19 protein-coding genes are annotated in these 17039 nt (G+C 59.8%); 5 read left to right on the forward strand and 14 right to left on the reverse strand.

The genetic code is table 11. From position 1 onward, the window contains the following. Positions 1–86 precede the first annotated feature (86 nt). Complete coding sequence (locus tag CK486_RS08380; protein ID WP_095939834.1) at positions 87–1988, forward strand: bifunctional diguanylate cyclase/phosphodiesterase; 1902 nt, start codon at positions 87–89, stop codon at positions 1986–1988. Here the strand turns inward: CK486_RS08380 and CK486_RS08385 are convergent. Continuing rightward, on the reverse strand, positions 1979–2449 hold the full coding sequence (locus CK486_RS08385; protein WP_095939835.1) for a transcription elongation factor GreAB: 471 nt from the start codon (positions 2447–2449) through the stop codon (positions 1979–1981). The genes CK486_RS08380 and CK486_RS08385 overlap by 10 nt on opposite strands. A gap of 444 nt (positions 2450–2893) precedes the next feature. On the opposite strand from CK486_RS08385, the gene CK486_RS08390 reads away from it, so the two are divergent. Beyond that, entirely contained in the window at positions 2894–3751 is an 858-nt protein-coding gene (locus CK486_RS08390; protein ID WP_095939836.1) for an HDOD domain-containing protein, read from the forward strand. Positions 3752–3773: 22 nt separating this feature from the next. Here CK486_RS08390 and dbpA read toward each other — a convergent pair whose 3' ends face one another. Then, a complete protein-coding gene (gene dbpA, locus CK486_RS08395) occupies positions 3774–5162 on the reverse strand; it encodes an ATP-dependent RNA helicase DbpA (protein ID WP_095939837.1) in 1389 nt (462 codons plus the stop codon). Between the two features lie 82 nt (positions 5163–5244). Then, the gene (locus tag CK486_RS08400; RefSeq protein WP_095939838.1) at positions 5245–6483 is read right to left on the reverse strand and encodes a diguanylate cyclase domain-containing protein; all 1239 of its coding nucleotides are present in this window, start codon (positions 6481–6483) and stop codon (positions 5245–5247) included. A gap of 179 nt (positions 6484–6662) precedes the next feature. Here CK486_RS08400 and CK486_RS08405 point away from each other — a divergent pair, with 179 nt between their 5' ends. Next, positions 6663–7919, forward strand: a complete 1257-nt coding sequence (locus CK486_RS08405; RefSeq protein ID WP_095939839.1) for an HD-GYP domain-containing protein — start codon at positions 6663–6665, stop codon at positions 7917–7919. A gap of 8 nt (positions 7920–7927) precedes the next feature. On the opposite strand, the gene rfbD is transcribed toward CK486_RS08405, so the two are convergent. The 4 genes from rfbD to rfbB are packed head-to-tail and all read right to left on the reverse strand — an operon-like array spanning position 7928 to position 11266. Continuing rightward, positions 7928–8791 (reverse strand): dTDP-4-dehydrorhamnose reductase, encoded by an 864-nt coding sequence (rfbD, locus tag CK486_RS08410; RefSeq protein WP_095939840.1) that lies wholly within the window; start codon positions 8789–8791, stop codon positions 7928–7930. After that, complete coding sequence (gene rfbC / locus CK486_RS08415) at positions 8788–9336, reverse strand: dTDP-4-dehydrorhamnose 3,5-epimerase (RefSeq protein ID WP_095939841.1); 549 nt, start codon at positions 9334–9336, stop codon at positions 8788–8790. Before rfbC ends, rfbD begins: the two co-directional genes overlap by 4 nt. Continuing rightward, positions 9333–10205: a glucose-1-phosphate thymidylyltransferase RfbA gene (gene rfbA, locus CK486_RS08420; RefSeq protein WP_095939842.1), complete on the reverse strand. Its 873-nt coding sequence runs from the start codon at positions 10203–10205 to the stop codon at positions 9333–9335. Before rfbA ends, rfbC begins: the two co-directional genes overlap by 4 nt. A gap of 2 nt (positions 10206–10207) precedes the next feature. Beyond that, positions 10208–11266 carry a dTDP-glucose 4,6-dehydratase gene (gene rfbB / locus CK486_RS08425; RefSeq protein ID WP_095939843.1) on the reverse strand — a complete coding sequence of 353 codons (1059 nt, stop codon included), beginning with the start codon at positions 11264–11266 and terminating at the stop codon, positions 10208–10210. 356 nt (positions 11267–11622) lie between these two features. On the opposite strand from rfbB, the gene CK486_RS08430 reads away from it, so the two are divergent. Next, on the forward strand, positions 11623–12144 hold the full coding sequence (locus tag CK486_RS08430; RefSeq protein ID WP_095939844.1) for a hypothetical protein: 522 nt from the start codon (positions 11623–11625) through the stop codon (positions 12142–12144). Position 12145: 1 nt separating this feature from the next. Then, positions 12146–12751: a hypothetical protein gene (locus CK486_RS08435; protein ID WP_095939845.1), complete on the forward strand. Its 606-nt coding sequence runs from the start codon at positions 12146–12148 to the stop codon at positions 12749–12751. Between the two features lie 39 nt (positions 12752–12790). Here CK486_RS08435 and xerC read toward each other — a convergent pair whose 3' ends face one another. From xerC to CK486_RS08470, 7 genes are read right to left on the reverse strand one after another with little or no spacing between them, the layout of a single operon-like run. Next, on the reverse strand, positions 12791–13939 hold the full coding sequence (gene xerC, locus CK486_RS08440; protein WP_095939846.1) for a tyrosine recombinase XerC: 1149 nt from the start codon (positions 13937–13939) through the stop codon (positions 12791–12793). After that, positions 13936–14148 carry a DUF4224 domain-containing protein gene (locus CK486_RS08445; protein WP_095939847.1) on the reverse strand — a complete coding sequence of 71 codons (213 nt, stop codon included), beginning with the start codon at positions 14146–14148 and terminating at the stop codon, positions 13936–13938. Before CK486_RS08445 ends, xerC begins: the two co-directional genes overlap by 4 nt. Before the next feature lie 15 nt (positions 14149–14163). Further along, the gene (locus CK486_RS08450; RefSeq protein ID WP_095939848.1) at positions 14164–14625 is read right to left on the reverse strand and encodes a hypothetical protein; all 462 of its coding nucleotides are present in this window, start codon (positions 14623–14625) and stop codon (positions 14164–14166) included. 9 nt (positions 14626–14634) lie between these two features. Further along, positions 14635–15462 (reverse strand): DNA cytosine methyltransferase, encoded by an 828-nt coding sequence (locus tag CK486_RS08455; protein ID WP_256574387.1) that lies wholly within the window; start codon positions 15460–15462, stop codon positions 14635–14637. Beyond that, positions 15378–15950 carry a phosphohydrolase gene (locus CK486_RS08460; protein WP_095939850.1) on the reverse strand — a complete coding sequence of 191 codons (573 nt, stop codon included), beginning with the start codon at positions 15948–15950 and terminating at the stop codon, positions 15378–15380. Before CK486_RS08460 ends, CK486_RS08455 begins: the two co-directional genes overlap by 85 nt. Next, positions 15947–16498 (reverse strand): 3'-5' exonuclease, encoded by a 552-nt coding sequence (locus CK486_RS08465; RefSeq protein WP_095939851.1) that lies wholly within the window; start codon positions 16496–16498, stop codon positions 15947–15949. The genes CK486_RS08460 and CK486_RS08465 overlap by 4 nt, the downstream gene beginning before the upstream one ends. Continuing rightward, the gene (locus tag CK486_RS08470; RefSeq protein WP_095939852.1) at positions 16495–16995 is read right to left on the reverse strand and encodes a hypothetical protein; all 501 of its coding nucleotides are present in this window, start codon (positions 16993–16995) and stop codon (positions 16495–16497) included. Before CK486_RS08470 ends, CK486_RS08465 begins: the two co-directional genes overlap by 4 nt. Between the last annotated feature and the right edge of the window lie 44 nt (positions 16996–17039).

The following is a 17039-nucleotide window of genomic DNA, read 5'->3' on the forward strand; positions in this document are numbered from 1 at the left end:
AATGGCTACGCTCAGTTAAAGCCTGGGGGCGGTTGTGCTTGAATCCACAGGTCGTTTGCCGTCTGGTGATGCCGGAGTCCTGATACATGATTGCGCCTGAGTCTCCCCCTGTTGCAGGCAACCCATTGCGGACCTTACAGCGTCATCGCCTGGCGCAGTTGCTGAAGATTTTGCTGGCGGCGCTGACCCTGATTGGTCTGTCCAATCTGTACTTTGCCAACTGGCTGACGTTAGGTCTGCTGAGCTTGGCGGGCGGCATGCTTTTCAGCTCATATCGTCTGTTGCAGCGTGGACGTGCCGATGAGTCCGCGGCCTTGATGCTATGGACGCTGGTCAGCCTGGTGAGCCTGATCATGTGGGTTGATCTTGGTCTGCGCGACAGCGGACTGCTGGCCTATCCGGGGTTTCTGGTGTTTGCTGCGATTTTAGCCAGTCGTCGTACCTTCTTTGCCTTGCTGGCGTTCATGCTGCTGAACGTCAGTCTGCTGGCGCTCGGTAATTTGCAGGGGTGGCACGTCAATCGCCTACCTCCAGTCCGTATTGGCACCTGGATCGACATCACCTGCATTCTGTCTGTCATCGCCTCTGCGGTGTGGCTACTGGCCGGCGATCTGCGAGATGCGTTGCTGCGCCTCGGAGAGGAGAATCAGCGTGTGCGCCAGTCGCAGGCACAGATCGAATTTCTCGCCCAGCATGACGCGCTGACCCAACTGCCTAATCGAGTGCTGGCGCGCGCACGTTGTGACCAGGCCCTGAGCCAGGCTCGTCGAGAAGGAAGCGGTGCGGCGCTTCTGTTTCTTGATCTGGACAACTTCAAGACACTCAATGACTCGCTGGGGCATGTGGCTGGTGATCGTTTGCTGCAGCATGTGGCTGAGCAGTTACGCCGTGGCACCCGCGAAGGGGACACGGTATGCCGGCAGAGTGGTGATGAGTTTCTTGTGGTGCTGGGTGATATCGCTGATGTGGATGCGGTGGCGGCAATCGCCTCTGAGTTACTGGAACTCTTGGCGCTTCCTCTGGATATCGATGGTATCGAGGTCAGCGCCACATGCTCGCTGGGCATTGCATTGTTCCCGGTGGATGGCGATGACTTCGATACGCTGCTGAAAAAAGCCGATATCGCGATGTACCGGGCCAAGGACAGCGGGCGTAACAACTTCCGTTTCTATGATGCGCAGATGAACACCAGCGTTCTGGAGCATCTGCACATGATCACAGCCATGCGCCAGGGGTTTTCCCGCGGTGAGTTCAGCCTGCACTACCAGGCGCAGTACGACTTGCGTAGTGGCCGTGTGGTCGGTGCCGAAGCTTTGTTGCGTTGGCAGCATCCCCAGTTCGGTCAGGTTTCACCGTCAGTGTTTATTCCTCTGGCGGAAAAGTCCGGACTGATCATCGAGCTCGGCGCCTGGGTATTGCAGCAGGCCTGTGCTCAGGCTGCGCAGTGGCTGTCCGAGGGACTCTCACTGGTTATGGCGGTGAATCTTTCGCCTTTACAGATGCGTCGACACGATATTGATCAGATGGTTAGCCAGGCACTGAACAGCAGTGGTCTCCCGGCGGAGTTGCTGGAGTTAGAACTGACCGAGTCGATGCTCATCGATGACTCCAGTGGTCTGACCGACATGCTGGCACGCTTGAGGGCTATGGGCATAACCTTGGCCATCGATGACTTTGGCACCGGCTATTCCAACCTGGCTTACCTAAAGCGCTTTGATGTTGAATCACTGAAGATTGACCAATCCTTTGTCCGTCGCCTGTGCGAGGACAGTCAGGATGAGGCTATCGTGCGGGCCATCATCCAGATGGCGGCCAGCCTCAACCTGCATACGGTGGCCGAGGGTATCGAGGACGCCGCTACCTTGCTTCGATTGAGGGAGCTGGGCTGCACGCGTGGCCAGGGTTTCTACTGGGCGCCGGCGTTGCCCGCAGAGAGCTTTGCCGAACGTGCGCGAGCACCGGTGGCACAGACCGTGGCTCAGTCGTAGGCGACGACTGTCAGTGTTCTTCCCGCCACCTGCAGTTCGTCGCCTTCCTGCAGTCCCAGCAGCTGGCGCGTCAGTGGCGCTTGTGGGCTGATCAGCAGTACCTCGCCTTGTTCGCTCTCGAGCTTACCGGCGGCGCCCTCCGGCCCGAGGAACAACTGCTGGCGACGCCCCTGCTCATCTTCCAGACTCACGAGCGAAGTCAGCTGGATGCCGCGTTCGGTATCGTGCGGCCTGAGGCTCAGAGCGTTGTAACGTAACAGGGCTTCGCGCAGTTCGAGTACTCGCCGGGAGTGCCCTGCCGCCAGGTAGGAAGCTTCCAGTCCCAGGGTGTCGTACTGGTTTTCCGCCACGCTCTCCTCGTGGGTCGCATCCGCATGGGCCGCTTCGGCAGCCAGCACGGCCTGCTGCAGGTCGGCATTGAGGCGCTGGATGATGTGAGCCAGCAGGGCAGGTTTGTCCATGGTCGACTACAACCAAAGCTGAGGGAGGTAGATTGTCGCCTGAGGCTAGCGGGGTGGCCAATCGTCTTACTTGGGGGGATGAGGTGATGTTTAGCAAGCAACTCTTGCTGCTCCTGCTGCTCGGGACGTTCAGCTCAGTGTGGGCGGCGATCGAGCCTGGCCGGGCAACGCCGCAGCCCTATGGCAGCCCTCCTGTAATGCAGAACCCAGCGTTGAGCCCTGCGCCCTATGGGCATGCTCCCCTGCTACGTGGGCCTGGGGCCGCCACGCACCAACCATCGGTTAGCTCGCCGACTGTGCCTGGTACTCTGCAACGTCCAGCTACTTCCACGATCAGGCCAGCTGAACAAAAGACCGGCGATAAAGCCGGTGAACGTTGAACCGACTGGCGTCGGGTAATTCGCTACCGTTGCTGACAGCAGGAAACGGTTGGCAGGAGAGCATGTGAACAGGGCGCAAAGCGATTATTCGATCTACCGACAGGTAGTGTCGCAATTGATGGAGGGGCAGGAGCAATTACCCAGTCTGCCCAGCATCACCCTGGAGATTCGTTCCGCGCTGCGGGCCGGTGACGTCAGTCTGACTGGCTTGGCGCGCTTGATCAGCCGTGATCCGGCCTTGAGCGCACTGCTGATGAAGTATGCCTCCAGTGCTCTGCTGCGGCCTCGGCGTCCCCCAAAGACCCTGCTTGAGGTGCTCAATGTACTCGGCTTGGATCAGGTGGATCGGATCACCATGGCGCACAGCGTGAAAAGCCTGTTTACCTTGCACAGTGCCGGGCATAAAAAATTGTTTCTTGAAGCATGGGAGCGCTTGGTTCTCAAGGCCAGCATGGCGGCTTTCCTGGCCAGGATGATTGGGCATGTGCATCCCGAGCATGCACTGCTTGCCAGTTTGCTCAGTGAGGTGGGAACCCTGGGCGTGCTTTCGGCGTTCAAGGGCGAAATTGATGCACCGACCCGCGAGTTGTATTACGGCTTGTGCAGGGAGTACAGCAAGTCACTGGGGGTGATCATGTTGAAAAAGTGGGCGGTCGATGAGGAATACATCGAGGTTATTCGCCACACCGGCAATTGGCATGAGCGTCTCTCTGTTGAAGTGCAACTGACTGATTTGGTTAATCTCAGCCTCTACCACGCTATCAAAGAGATAAATCCGCTGACGGACTTGCCGCCTTTGCAAAGCCTGGCAGCTTACGAAAAGCTTCTCCCGCCGCTCGACTTCATCAGCGAGAACGGCGAGCTGACCTTGCTGGTCAGCCACCAGGCCGAGATTCACGCCATCGCCGAAGCCTTGCGCTAGCCGCTGATCCCCTTGTGGAGGCCTAAACCTCCAGCAAGCGCACCTTCAATGCCCGTCCCTTGATCTTGCCGGCACTCAGACGTTTGAGGGCGCTGCGGGCCACGGAGCGCTCGACCGCGACGAAAGCCTGGTAATCGAAGATGGCGATCTTGCCCACCTGGCTGCCGGGGATGCCGGCCTCTCCCGTGAGGGCACCGAGGATGTCGCCTGGTCGTAGCTTGTCCTTGCGCCCGGCGGCAATGCACAGGCTCTGCATCGGGGCCTGCAGGCCGGCACCTGAGGCTGCTTTGAGTTCGTCGAGGCTGGCCCAGTGCAGCGGGCTGCGCTGCAGGTCTTCGATGGCCTGTGCGCGGGAGGCTTCGGACGGTGCTACCAGGCTCAGGGCCAGGCCCTTGGCGCCGGCACGGCCGCTGCGGCCAATACGGTGGATATGCACTTCCGGATCGCGCGCCAGCTCGACGTTGATGACCATTTCCAGATCGCTGATATCCAGCCCGCGAGCGGCCACATCGGTGGCCACCAGCACGCTGCAGCTGCGGTTGGAAAACAGCGTCAGCACCTCGTCGCGGTCGCGCTGCTCCAGATCGCCGTGCAGAGCGAGGGCGGCAATATGCCGGCTGCGCAGCACCTCGACCAGCTCCTGGCATTGCTGGCGGGTATGACAGAAGGCCACGCTGGATTGCGGACGGAAGTGCTCCAGTACTCGCGCGACCAGCTCAAGCCGCTGCCGAGGATCGATCTCGTAGAAACGCTGCTCGATCTGGTTGTCGCTGTGCAGGGCCTCGACCTTGACCTGCTGCGGCTGGCGCATGAAGGTCGCCGCCAGTTGCTCGATGCCAGCCGGGTAGGTGGCCGAGAACAGCAGCGTCTGCCGCTTGCCCGGGGTCTGGTTGATGATCTCGGCAATGCTGTCGTAGAAGCCCATGTCGAGCATGCGGTCGGCTTCGTCGAGCACCAGGGTGTTGAGACCGTCGAGCTTCAGCGTGCCCTTGCGCAGGTGTTCCTGAATGCGCCCCGGGGTGCCGACGATGACGTGGGCGCCGTGCTCCAGCGAGCCGATCTGCGGGCCGAAGGGCACGCCACCGCAGAGGGTGAGAATCTTGATGTTGTCGGCGGCGCGGGCCAGTCGGCGCAGTTCCTTGGCTACCTGATCGGCCAGCTCGCGGGTCGGGCAGAGCACCAGTGCCTGGCAACCGAAGAAGCGCGGGTTCAGCGGTGCCAGCAGGGCGATACCAAAGGCGGCGGTCTTGCCGCTGCCGGTCTTGGCCTGGGCGATCAGGTCGCAGCCCTGCAGCATCAGCGGCAGGCTCGCGGCCTGAATCGGAGTCATCTGCTGATAGCCGAGGGCTTCGAGGTTAGCCAGCATGGCGGGTTTCAGCGACAGGCTGGAAAAGAGCGAGGAAGTGGTCACGGTAGGCCGTCTGGCAAAGAATAGGCCGGCAGTTTAGCAGGGCGTCCATGCTGGTGGGGCGGGAGGCGCCGAGTGGGACTGCTCAGCCCGGTGACTGGACCAGTTGCACGGTACGCCCGCGCCCATCAGCCTTGGCCTGATAAAGGTTGTCGTCGGCCTGGCGTAGTAGGTTTTCCAGTTTCTCGTCCCAACCTTGGTAGACCCCGGCGCTAAAACTTAATGGCGGCGCCCCAGGGCTGTAGCTCAGGGTGGCCAGCTGGGTGCGGAATCGGTCGAGTTGCAGGCTCAATTGCTCGGCGGTCAGCAGGGGGCTGAGTAGCGCGAACTCTTCACCACCCAGCCGTCCCTGTAGGGCTTGGGGAAAAGCCGTGCGCAGCGCGTTGGCGAAGGTCAGGAGGGCTGAATCGCCGCTGGCATGGCCGAACTGGTCGTTGATCCGCTTGAAATGATCGAGGTCGAGCATGGCGACCGCCACTGGGCGTTTTTTGCGCAGTACCTGTTGGCACTGCTCTGTGAAGGCGCGGCGGTTTAGCAGCCCTGTCAGGCTATCGAACAGGGCTGCGCGCTCCAGTGCGTGCAGCAGGTCGCGCCGGTCGAGGGCGTGCATGACACGACAGTTGAGCTCTTCGGGGTAGAAGGGTTTGCGCAGGAAGTCGTCTGCGCCCTGCTTGATGAACTGAGCGCTGAGAGAGCCTTTTCCGTCGGCCGAAAGCCCCAGAATGATCAGCTCGGTCCGCTTGAGCTCATGGCGTAGGCGTTTCACAAGCTCGAAACCCGAGAGACCTGGCATGGTGTGGTCGACCAGCAGCAGGTCCATATCCGGCTGCTCCTGGAGAATGCGCAGTGCTTCCAGACCGTCGTCAGCCTCGACAATCTGATAAAGATGAGGGGTAAGAATGCGGCGGATGAAGTTGCGGGTGGCTGCCGAATCATCGGCAATCAGCAGCTTGATATGGCGATTACGCTCCAGGCGGTGCAGCAGGCGCAAAGCGTAGGTGTAGGAGTGGCTTTCCTTGAGCACGTAGTCGACCACGCCCTTGAGCAGCAACTCGTCGCGGCGCTGCTCGTCGTAAGTGGCGGTGAGAACTACGGTGGGCAAGTGATAGCGAAGGACCAAGTCGACCACTTCGCCATTCGGTGCGTCCGGCAGGTGAAGGTCGACCAGAGCGGCGAACAGCTGGCCGGCGAAGGTCTCCAGAACGACCTCTGCTTCGGCCAGTGAGGCGCAGAAGATCGGCTGCAACTCGCTTTCCTGCTGGAACTGATGCTGCAGAACCTTCAGCACCAGAGGGCTGTCTTCGATGACTAAAATTGTCTGCACAGAGCGCTCCTGTTCAATGCCTTCAGCATGGCACAGTCACGCGGTGTCGTCAGCGAGGCGCGGTAGAAGTTGCCGGTCTATATGGCTTACTTCAGCCAGAAGACAATTTCTTACCTTGGTTGCGGTGCTTCTAGCCTATCCTTAGTGAAGTCTGCAGTGGTGTTGATGGACGAGTTACTGTGCTGAAAAAAATCGATGTGGCGCACCTGCGTTTAGGCATGTACATCCATGAGTTTTGTGGCTCTTGGATGGAGCATCCTTTCTGGAAAGCCAAGTTTGTCCTTGAAACACAGAAAGATCTGCTGCGTGTCCGCGAAAGCGCTGTGCGTGAAATCTGGATCGATACCAGCAAGGGGCTGGATATTGAGGCCGGGCAAGCCAGCCAGAGCGAAGAGGAAGTGGCTGCTGAGACGGAGGCCCGTTTGCTTGCCGCAGTGGTGGAGCCTGTTAAACAGCCCAGGGCAAGTCTGGACGACGAGGTCGAACGTGCGCTGAAGCTCTGCTCTCGTTCGCGTGAAGCCGTAGTGGCGATGTTCAGTGATGCGCGCATGGGGCGGGCGATCGAAACCGAGCAAGCCGCAGCTCTGGTTGAGGAAATTTCCGACTCGGTGCTGCGTCACCCTAATGCTCTGATCAGCCTTGCACGTCTGAAAAGTGCCGATGAATACACCTACATGCACTCGGTAGCGGTCTGCGCGTTGATGATCGCGCTGGCCCGCCAATTGGGTTTGGCTGAGGCTCAGGTGCGTGAGGCCGGTCTGGCCGGACTGCTGCATGATGTCGGCAAGATGGCGATTCCTGATGAGGTACTGAATAAACCCGGGAAGCTTACTGATAGTGAATTCTCCATCGTACGCAACCACCCGGAAGCGGGGGGGCAGATTCTTCGCGACAGTGGCAATGTCAGCGCGCTGGTGCTGGATGTCTGTCTGCATCACCACGAGAAGGTCGATGGCAGCGGTTATCCACATCGCCTAACCGGCGACCAGATCAGCCTGTTTGCCAAGATGGGCGCAGTCTGCGACGTGTACGACGCGATCACCTCAGACCGGCCCTACAAGAAGGGCTGGGACCCGGCCGAATCGATCCGGCGCATGGCAGAGTGGAGCAAAGGGCACTTCGACGAGGCGGTGTTTCAGGCCTTCGTCAAATCGGTGGGCATCTATCCGACCGGCTCGCTGGTGCGTCTGGAGAGCGGGCGTATTGGCGTGGTCACCGAGCAGCACGAGAAGTCCCTGCTGACTCCGCGGGTCAAGGTGTTCTTCTCGGCCAAGTCGAAAGCGCCGATCCCCATCGAGGTGCTTGACCTGAGCAAGCTGGTCGGCAGGGAAAAGATCGTTGCCCGCGAGTCCCAGGAAGACTGGGGGTTCCGCAATGTCGAGGAACTGTGGAGTGGCCTGCCGGCGGGGCGGAACGGTTTTTCCGGGCCGGCTTAGTCAGGCTCTCAGCGAGGGCTGTTCCAGCACTGCTCCAGCGCGGCTTGCCATTCAGGTAGCTGAACCTGCCAGTCGGTTTTTAGTTTGCTGCAGTCGAGGCGCGAGTTCGTGGGGCGTTTTGCCGGGGTTGGGTAAGCGCTGCTGGCGATGGGCTGTAGCTGTGCTTTGAGCTGTCCCTGTGCGGCCAGGTGCGCGGCGATGGCTTGGGCAAAACCGAACCAGCTGGTGCTGCCACCACAGCTGAAGTGATAGGTGCCCCATGCGGTGCAGCCAGCTTGCCAACGTTCGATCAGCATGGATGTGGCTTGCGCGATGCTGCCTGCCCAGGTCGGTGCCCCGATCTGATCGTCCACGACACCGACATGCTCGCGCTCACTCAGCAGACGCTGCATGGTCAGCAGAAAGTTCTTTCCATGCAAGGCATAAACCCAACTGGTGCGCAGAATCAGGTGAGCGCAGCCACTGCGGCGTATCGCCACCTCTCCGGCCAGTTTGCTCTGACCGTAGACGCCCAGAGGGTGAGGTATGTCCTCTTCGCTCCAGGGAGCTTGTTTGCTGCCATCAAAGACGTAATCGGTGGAGTAATGAATCAGCGGTATGCCAAGTGAAAAGGCTTCCTCGGCCAGAATGCCCGGAGCTTCGGCGTTGAGCTGAAAAGCGGCAGCTACGTTACTCTCTGCCAGATCAACAGCCGTGTAGGCCGCTGCGTTGATAATAAGTTGCGGCGCTTGCTTGCGTACCATCTGGCGTATGGCTTGTTCTTGACTCAGGTCGAGCGCCTGGCGGTCCAGAGCGATCAGTTCGTGCTGATCCAGAGCCAGGCGGAGCTCACGTCCAACTTGGCCGGCCGCTCCCGTGATCATGATTTTCATGGGAACAGGTCAGCCTCTTGAAGCGAGGTGCCAGCCTGATCCTTGCCGGATAGCTGAGGTGTCAGGCCTTGCAGTGGCCAGTCTATAGCCAGCCGCGGGTCGTCCCAGCGGATGCAGCGCTCATGGGTCGGTGCGTAGTAGTCGGTAGTCTTGTAGAGGAACTCGGCATATTCGCTGAGAACAAGAAAGCCGTGGGCAAAGCCTTCCGGTATCCACAGCTGACGCTTGTTATCCGCCGACAAATGCAGCCCGAGCCACTTGCCGAAGGTCGCCGAGTGTCGGCGTATATCCACGACCACATCAAAGACCTCACCCGCCGTCACCCTTACCAGCTTGCCCTGCGGCTGTTGAACCTGATAGTGCAGGCCGCGCAGCACACCACGAGTGGAGCGGGAGTGATTGTCCTGAACAAAGGCGGGATTCAGGCCGGTAGCATCCTGAAAACTGCGGGCATTGAAGCTTTCATAAAAGAAACCGCGATCATCGCCAAATACCTTTGGCTCAAGGATCAGTACGCCAGGCAGCGTGGTCTCAGTTACCTTCATTCCTGTTCTCCGGCGAGTTTGGTCAGGTACTGGCCGTAGCCTGTCTTGCCCAGCGCTTTGGCTTGCGCCATCAGTTGCTCGCGGCTGATCCAGCCCTGCTGGAAGGCAATCTCTTCAAGGCAGGCGACCTTGAGACCCTGTCGGTGTTCGATGGTTTGCACATACTGCGACGCATCGAGCAGGCTGTCATGGGTGCCGGTATCCAGCCATGCAAAGCCCCGGCCGAAGCGCTCTACTCGCAGGTCGCCGCGCTTGAGGTAAGCGTTGTTGACGTCGGTGATCTCCAGCTCACCGCGCGGCGATGGCTTCACCGCCTTGGCAATGTCGATGACGTCATTGTCGAAGAAGTACAGACCGGTGACGGCGTAGCTGGATTTGGGCTTGGCCGGCTTTTCTTCAATGGAAATGGCTTTGCCCTGCGCATCGAACTCCACCACGCCAAAGCGTTCAGGGTCACTGACCCAGTAACCAAAAACCGTAGCGCCATGGGGCTCGGAAGCCGCTCTCAGGAGCTTTTCGGTGAAATGCTGGCCGTGGAAGATATTGTCGCCGAGGATCAGGCAGACCGAGTCCTTGCCAATAAAACTCTCTCCGATGAGAAAGGCCTGTGCCAGTCCATCAGGTGAGGGTTGTTCTGCGTAGGAGAAGTGCACGCCAAACTGGCTGCCATCGCCCAGCAGCTTTTCAAAGTTGGGCAGGTCGTGTGGTGTCGAAATGATCAGTATTTCGCGAATGCCTGCCAGCATCAGCACCGAGATCGGGTAATAGATCATCGGCTTGTCGTAGATGGGCAGCAGCTGTTTGGAAACCCCAAGCGTGATGGGGTGCAGGCGTGTACCGGAGCCACCAGCCAGAATAATCCCTTTCATGTTTATGCCCCCAGTCGCTCGCGTTGATAACTGCCGTCCTGAACATGGCGGCACCAGTCGAGATTGTTCAGGTACCACTGCACAGTCTTGCGCAGGCCTGACTCGAAGGTTTCTTCGGGCACCCAGCCCAGTTCTCGCTCGATCTTGCTGGCATCAATCGCATAGCGCAGGTCGTGACCCGGGCGATCCTTCACGTAGGTGATCAGGTCGCGGTAAAAAGCCACGCCGCTGGGCTTTTGTGGAGCCAGTTCTTCCAGCAAGCTGCAGATGGTTTCTACAACATGCAGGTTTTTCTGTTCGTTGTGGCCACCGATATTGTAGGTCTCGCCAACTTGGCCCTCGCTCACCACCTTGAACAATGCGCGGGCATGATCCTCGACATAGAGCCAGTCGCGTATCTGCTGGCCGTTGCCGTAGACAGGCAGGGGTTTGCCTTCCAGCGCATTGAGAATCATCAGGGGAATCAGCTTCTCAGGGAAGTGATAGGGGCCGTAGTTATTCGAGCAGTTGGTGATCAGTACCGGCAGACCATAGGTTCTGTGCCAGGCGCGCACCAGATGGTCTGAGGCCGCTTTGCTGGCAGAGTAGGGCGAGCTTGGTGCGTAAGGCGTCGTTTCGGTAAACAGATCATTCACACCGTGCAGATCACCGTAGACCTCGTCAGTGGAAATATGGTGAAAGCGGAAGCTGCTTTGGCGGCTGCTATTCAGGCCACTCCAGTAGGTCCGGGTAGCCTCCAGCAGGGCATAGGTGCCGACGATATTGGTCTGTATAAAGGCGGCAGGGCCATCAATCGAGCGATCGACGTGGGACTCTGCGGCCAGGTGCATGATGGCATCCGGTTGGAAATCACTGAGCGTTCGATTGACGGTTGCAGCATCGGCTATATCGGCCTGAACGAACTGATAGCGCGGGCTGTCAGCAATACTGGCCAATGACTCCAGATTGCCGGCATACGTCAGCTTGTCCAGATTGAGTATTTCGTGAGTGGTTTCGCTCAGCAGATAGCGAACCAGTGCCGAGCCGATGAAGCCCGCACCGCCGGTGATCAGAATGCGCATATGCAAGGGTTATCCGTAAGCCAAGTGCAGGTCGTTAGCTTGTGGACTGTGCGCAGGCAAAGCAAGCCAGCTGTTTGCGTTCGTTGCTCTGAAAAACAAAAAGCCCGCATTAAGCGGGCTTTTTAAATGGTGCCGGCACCAGGAATCGAACCCGGGACCTACTGATTACAAGTTACCGCCTTTTAGTAAGCCTTTCAATGGCTTGGGGCGTGTTTATTTACGTCGTTAAGCCCTTGAGGCCCCCAATCTGATGGGTTCGCCGGGCTTATTTTACGTGGCGAACTGGCTCCGATGATTGCGCCAAAGGTCAAGAACGACGATGATTCGCGCCTGCGAATGTGCCGCCTGGACTTGATATGACAAAAGGGAAGAAGCTTTCTCGAGGAGAGCTGGAGAGCCAACTTGAGCATTGCCGGACGTCCTGCAGGAACCACTGGCTAGGCAAGGGGTTCACATCCATTTGCAAGACGGTAATGTGGCTTGGAATCGCCTATTTTACCTACATGGCCATTGCGGCTATGGCTGGCAAGCAGACCACGGCGCAGATTGATGTGCAGGCAGTGGCGGGATTAAGTACTGGCACTCAGAAGCCAAGCAGTGGAAAGGCTGATACTGTCGAGAAGCCAGAGCCAGCTAAGGCTGCTACTCAAGCACCAACGGGCACAGTTCAACCCATGCTTCCGTCCGGTTGGCTGAATCTGTTGTGTATACTGGTCGGAGCAGGAGGCGTTTTTTATGGTCGGCGCCAGGCAGATTTTAGGCGGAGCGTTGTTGAACGATTCCAGCCGTACATTGCCGAATTAGAGCAGACGCTCGACCCGAACAGGACCTCAAGTGATCTGCCCCTTCGTGGTGGCACGCGTCTGGAGGATGTTTGATATGGACTATACGATTCTCGTTTCAGGTATCTGCGGCCTCGCGCTCCTTTACTTCATTTACGAAGTTGAGTGGAAGCGCTATCGGCTGGATAAGTTGCGCGATGACCTGTTTGTTATTCGCGATGACTTATTTCGGGCTGCGGCCAATGGCGATATTTCATTCGACTCTGATGCCTACAAGATAATCCGGACTAATCTGAACGGTATGATCAGGTTTAGCCATGATCTTTCGTTTTTCCGTTTCATGCTTGTTCGCGGAGAGGTAAAGAAGCCTGCTGGGCGCGCCATTGCTGGTGAGTACCGTAGCCGAATTGCAGGCGCGCTAGAGCAGTTGACGCCTGAGCAGCGGGCTTTGATTGTGAATGTTCAGAAAAAGGTGCACGATCGCGTGCTCGTATATCTGGCGTTTAACTCGTTGCTCGGTTGCGTTTGTTTCGGGATTGTTTCTGTTTTGGCTTTGATCACTTTTATTGTCAGAGAGGGAATCAAAGCTATAGGCTGGAACTCTAAGGACAGACTGCTGGGCGACATTAGCAATATCGGTGGAATGAAGCGCCGTATAGAAGCACTTGATGCTGAGGCTAATAACATAGGCTGTCTGGCATAATTTGCTTTGAATAAAAAAGGGGGCGATGGCCCCCTTTTTTCATTCTGCAGCAGGATTTACCACCGGGACGCTGAGATCGTAGACGTCCAGCATCCCCTCGCTGCGGTGGCCTGAGGCCTGCTGCTTGTCGGCGCGGGTGCCTTCCGTGTCGGTGATGCCCCTCCTCTTGAAGTCGTGCAGGCCGAAGCGTTGCTCGGCGGTCATGACTCCCTTCTCGATTGCCTGGGTGACCAGGCGCTGCCAGGCCGTGTCCAGACTGGTCTTCTGCAGGGCGCCGCCGTGGGCGGCGACGATCAGCCTGCGCTGCTCGGCCGCGATCGGCACCGGCATTTTCTTCTTCTCCCAAATATCAGTGCGCACCTGCTTGGCTGCATCCCACGCCGCGCGTAGGCGTGGCGTCCAGCGCACGATGTTGTCGCGGCTGCCCTTGCGGCGGTTGGTGAGCACGCCTTCGGGGGTCTCGTTCGCATCGGTGAGGGTGACGGTCTCGATGCCGCGCAGGCGGCACAGGTAGCTGATCTCCATCACGTACCAGAGGTACGGCGCGCAGGCGCCTTTCTCGCCGCGGGTCAGCCTGCCCTGCTGCTGGGCAAACTGGATCAGCGCGGCCATCGCCGTGGGCTCCGGCAGGCGGCGCAGCTTGCGCTCCTTCGGTGCCTCGATGCCTTGGGCCGGGTTGACGTCGACATAGCCACGGTTGCGGCCCCACTGCATCAGCCGGCGCAGGTAGCGCAGGGCGTGGGCTGCCTTGGATGGTGTGCCGTCCTCGGCGATCCGATCCACCACGCGTTGCACCAGAGGCGGGGTGAACTTGCGCACGGCCAGCTCGCCCAGCGGCTTGCCCAGCTTCGTCGGGATGCCCAGCAGCACGTCGCGGGAGTAGCAGTAATCGTCCTGGGTCTTCTTGGCCAGGCGCTTGAACTGGTCGCTCTTATGGAACTGCTCGGCGAGGAAGGTCAGGCTGTCGCGGTCAATGCCGGCGCGCTCTTCCATGATCCGGTGCAGCTCGGACAGGGTTGCATCCCGGCCGGCGAGGTTGGTGCGGCGCTGCTTGCCTGCCTCGTCCAGATAGAGGGTGTACCACACGCCAGATCCACGATGGTCGAAGTAAACGGCCGCTGGGAGAGCGGCCTGGTCGATGTGCTTGGGTATGTGCGGGCTGTGCTGCCGCTTGCGTCCACGTCTCATACGATGCTCGGGTCGTAGTGTTCCTGGTTGCCGGGCTTGAGGCCGCCCGCTTGGTTGATCAGATCGGTGGTTGTCCACGGGCCGAGGCGGCCGTGGAATATCCGGATGCCTTGCTTGCGGAGCGTGCGCTCGACGTCGGCGCGGCGCTGGTAGCCCGTCACCTTCTGCAGGTCTTCGAAGTCTAGGATGCCGGCGACATTGCTGCTCATCTCCGCGCCCTCCTGTCAGGCTGCTGCCGCCGCCGGCCACGCGCCGACAGCGTCGAAGATGCGTGCGGCCTGTCCTTCGTCCAGGGACACGCTGTTGGGGATGGCGATCCAGCCGGAGCCCACTATGTGCTGCTTGTTGCAGCCGTCGAGGTGTTGCCGGTAGCAGGCCTCGATGACGTCCGTCAGCTGGTCGGCGAGGTAGAGGCCCTGGGGTTCTACCTCGATGCTCTTGATGTAGCGCTGGCCGAACTGGTCGATGCACAGGGCGCTGATGTAAATGCACCATGGGTGAGCGAAGTCGCAGACAGCGTCGGCGATCGCGCGCCCGGGCGCGATGGACTTCGCGTTCTTCCAGTTCACCAGGCCTTGGCGGCCGCTGGGGTCGATGTTGACCACGGCGACGTTGTTGCTGCGCAGGGTGGCGCGGCAGGTGCGCGCTATGCGGGCTCGCATGTTGTGAGGCTTGCGTGCTTTCATGCGGCCTCCTTAGCTGAAGCTAGATAGTAGGGCGAATGCTGCAGCTTCCACTCGAGGTACCTGTCCATTGCCAAGGGCTCTATTGCGGTCCACCCTGTGGGCCAGCCCATGAGCCACTCGACAAACTCTGGGTTCAGGCGGCCATTCTGGCCATCGCGCTCTACCCAATAGTCCAGCCTGTTCCTGAGTCGTGATTGGCCATTTTTGCGTGTCAGCGCCTTTAGAGATGATCCCTTGACCATTGCAACTGAGGGTGTTGGAAATGTCTCTCCCGACCAGCCGGGTGCGATCTCTTTCATGAGCCGCGCCGAGTTCGCGTGCTGATAGACATAGCCACTGCGTGTCATACCCCATGTTGGTAAGGTCACCGATGACCACGGCAAGGCCTCTTCCCACAAGCAGCGGTGAGTTTTCCAGCTCGACGTAGAGGGGTCGTACCTCACCGATGATTCGAGCCATTTCCTTCCAAAGCCCGGATCTTGGACCTTCAATTCCGGTTCCGGGGCCTGATGCCGATATGTCTTGACATGGAAAGCCGCCCGAAACGACATCAATAATTCCTCGCCACGGGATGCCGTCAAAAGAGCACACGTCAGACCAAATTGGGAAAGGTTTGAGTACTCCATCGTTTTGTCTTTGCGCCAGAACTTGTGCTGCGTAGGCATCACGTTCAACGGCGCAAATAGTTCTTCTGCCGTGCAGCTGGCCGCCGAGTATTCCGCCACCAGCGCCCGCGAAAAGAGCCAGCTCATTCACATTCCCCTCCGGCGATGCGTGGTGCAAAGCAGCTGCAGCAGGCGTTGGTGGTAGTGGATGGCGGCATAGCTGGGCTGCCATGGGTCGATGTAGCCGGCGTGGGGCTGGATGCCTTCTAGGCATGGCCACGGCTCGGGGTGGCTGGGCATCAGGTCGCGCTTCTCGGTGGCCAGCGCTACCAGGTCGGCGTGCTTCACGCAGTCGGGCAGGATCGGGTCGAGGTCGAAGCGCTGGCAGATGGCGATCCAGACCCGGCGCTCGGTGAGGTCGTACAGGCACTCGTCGCCGTGGCTGTTGGCGAAGTCGCGCATGCCTTCCTTGAGCGGGCGCACCAGGTCGCCCACGTAGGCCTCTGTGGCGTCGTGCAGCAGGGCGGCCAGGTGGTGCTCGGTCGGTACCAGATCGGCCACCAAGTAGCAGTGTTGGGCCACGCTGTAGAAGCTGCTGGTGTGGCCGTTGAAACGGCACTGCATGCTCAGACTGTGGGCGATATCGGTCGGGTCCACCATGTCGGCGGTGGGGTTGGCCAGGTCGAACTTGCGGCCGCTGCGGGTCAGTATCCAGCTCATACCAATGCCCCCACCTGTAGGGTCTGATGGAGATTCAGCGCCATCAGCAGTTGCTTGGCCTCGTGCATGGCGTCATCGAGGGCGTGATGCTTGGTGCCTTCGAAAGGCAGTGCCTTGGCTTCGGGGTAGAGGGCCAGCAGGGTGCGCAGGTCGCGGTCGTTCCAGAAATGCCAGAGGTTGCCCATGCCGCAGGCGTCGAGCGCGCTGCGAACGATGACGTTGTCGAAGCTGCTGCCGTTGCCCCACACAAGTGCATTGCCTTCTGCGATGAAGTTATTCAGGCCTGTGAGTGCGACAGCGAGCAGCACGGAGGCTTGGCTGCCGTCCACCTCGGCGCGGGCGGCGGCGTCCTGCTTCAGACACCAGTTCACCGTGCTGGCATCTGCCACCAGCCCGGCCTGCAGAGATGACTCCAGGCACACGCGGCGGTAGAGGGTGTCGGTGATGGCGCCTTGCTCAATGCGCACGCAGCCAATGGCCACGATGGCGGCGCGCGGGCCTTTGCCCATGGTTTCCAAGTCGAGCACGTAGTGGGTGGCGTTGATCATGCTGCGGCCTCCAGGGTGCGTGCTTCCTGCTGGGCGGTACGTGCGGCCAGTGCGGCGCGCAGGCGTTCTGCCATGTTCAGCGTCTGCTGAGCGATGTGGCTGGCCTGGGTGGCGTTTTTGGTGGACCCGAAGCCGTGGAAGGTGCGGCTCAGCAGGCCAAGCTGCTCGGCGGCCGTTTGCAGGGTGAGCAGGTCGGCCTCGGTGAAGGGGTTGGAGCGGCTGGCGTAGATGGCGATGCGGCGGTCGGCGTCCTGGATCAGCTCGTCGCGCTCAAGGCGGCGTGCAGTTTCGAGGTCGGCGGCAAGGCCGCTGAGGTCATCCAGCTCGCCCTGGAGCAGTTCGATGCGGGCGAGTTGGGCGTTGCGGGCGTCGTCGTAGCCTTGGTCGTAGCCAATGGCGCGGGCCTGCTGGGCAGCGCGGAAGGCGAGCCATGCGAGGGCGAGGCCGATGATGATGGCCAAGGCGGCGCCGAGCTGGAGTACGGTGATGTTCTGCATGTGCTGTGTCCTCGTTAGGACCCGCCGCCGGGAATAGTTGTCAG

It is taken from the genome of Pseudomonas sp. HAR-UPW-AIA-41 (genome assembly GCF_002304225.1).
Taxonomy (GTDB): Bacteria; Pseudomonadota; Gammaproteobacteria; order Pseudomonadales; family Pseudomonadaceae; genus Aquipseudomonas.

Bases quoted from the DNA above. Each gene is read 5' to 3' on its own strand.
- CK486_RS08380 (WP_095939834.1), top strand. From the start codon at position 87: ATGATTGCGCCTGAGTCTCCCCCTGTTGCAGGCAACCCATTGCGGACC.
- CK486_RS08385 (WP_095939835.1), bottom strand. From the start codon at position 2,449: ATGGACAAACCTGCCCTGCTGGCTCACATCATCCAGCGCCTCAATGCC.
- rfbD (WP_095939840.1), bottom strand. From the start codon at position 8,791: ATGAAAATCATGATCACGGGAGCGGCCGGCCAAGTTGGACGTGAGCTC.
- rfbC (WP_095939841.1), bottom strand. From the start codon at position 9,336: ATGAAGGTAACTGAGACCACGCTGCCTGGCGTACTGATCCTTGAGCCA.
- rfbA (WP_095939842.1), bottom strand. From the start codon at position 10,205: ATGAAAGGGATTATTCTGGCTGGTGGCTCCGGTACACGCCTGCACCCC.
- rfbB (WP_095939843.1), bottom strand. From the start codon at position 11,266: ATGCGCATTCTGATCACCGGCGGTGCGGGCTTCATCGGCTCGGCACTG.
- CK486_RS08430 (WP_095939844.1), top strand. From the start codon at position 11,623: ATGACAAAAGGGAAGAAGCTTTCTCGAGGAGAGCTGGAGAGCCAACTT.
- CK486_RS08435 (WP_095939845.1), top strand. From the start codon at position 12,146: ATGGACTATACGATTCTCGTTTCAGGTATCTGCGGCCTCGCGCTCCTT.
- xerC (WP_095939846.1), bottom strand. From the start codon at position 13,939: ATGAGACGTGGACGCAAGCGGCAGCACAGCCCGCACATACCCAAGCAC.
- CK486_RS08445 (WP_095939847.1), bottom strand. From the start codon at position 14,148: ATGAGCAGCAATGTCGCCGGCATCCTAGACTTCGAAGACCTGCAGAAG.
- CK486_RS08450 (WP_095939848.1), bottom strand. From the start codon at position 14,625: ATGAAAGCACGCAAGCCTCACAACATGCGAGCCCGCATAGCGCGCACC.
- CK486_RS08455 (WP_256574387.1), bottom strand. From the start codon at position 15,462: ATGGCAGCCCAGCTATGCCGCCATCCACTACCACCAACGCCTGCTGCA.
- CK486_RS08460 (WP_095939850.1), bottom strand. From the start codon at position 15,950: ATGAGCTGGATACTGACCCGCAGCGGCCGCAAGTTCGACCTGGCCAAC.
- CK486_RS08465 (WP_095939851.1), bottom strand. From the start codon at position 16,498: ATGATCAACGCCACCCACTACGTGCTCGACTTGGAAACCATGGGCAAA.
- CK486_RS08470 (WP_095939852.1), bottom strand. From the start codon at position 16,995: ATGCAGAACATCACCGTACTCCAGCTCGGCGCCGCCTTGGCCATCATC.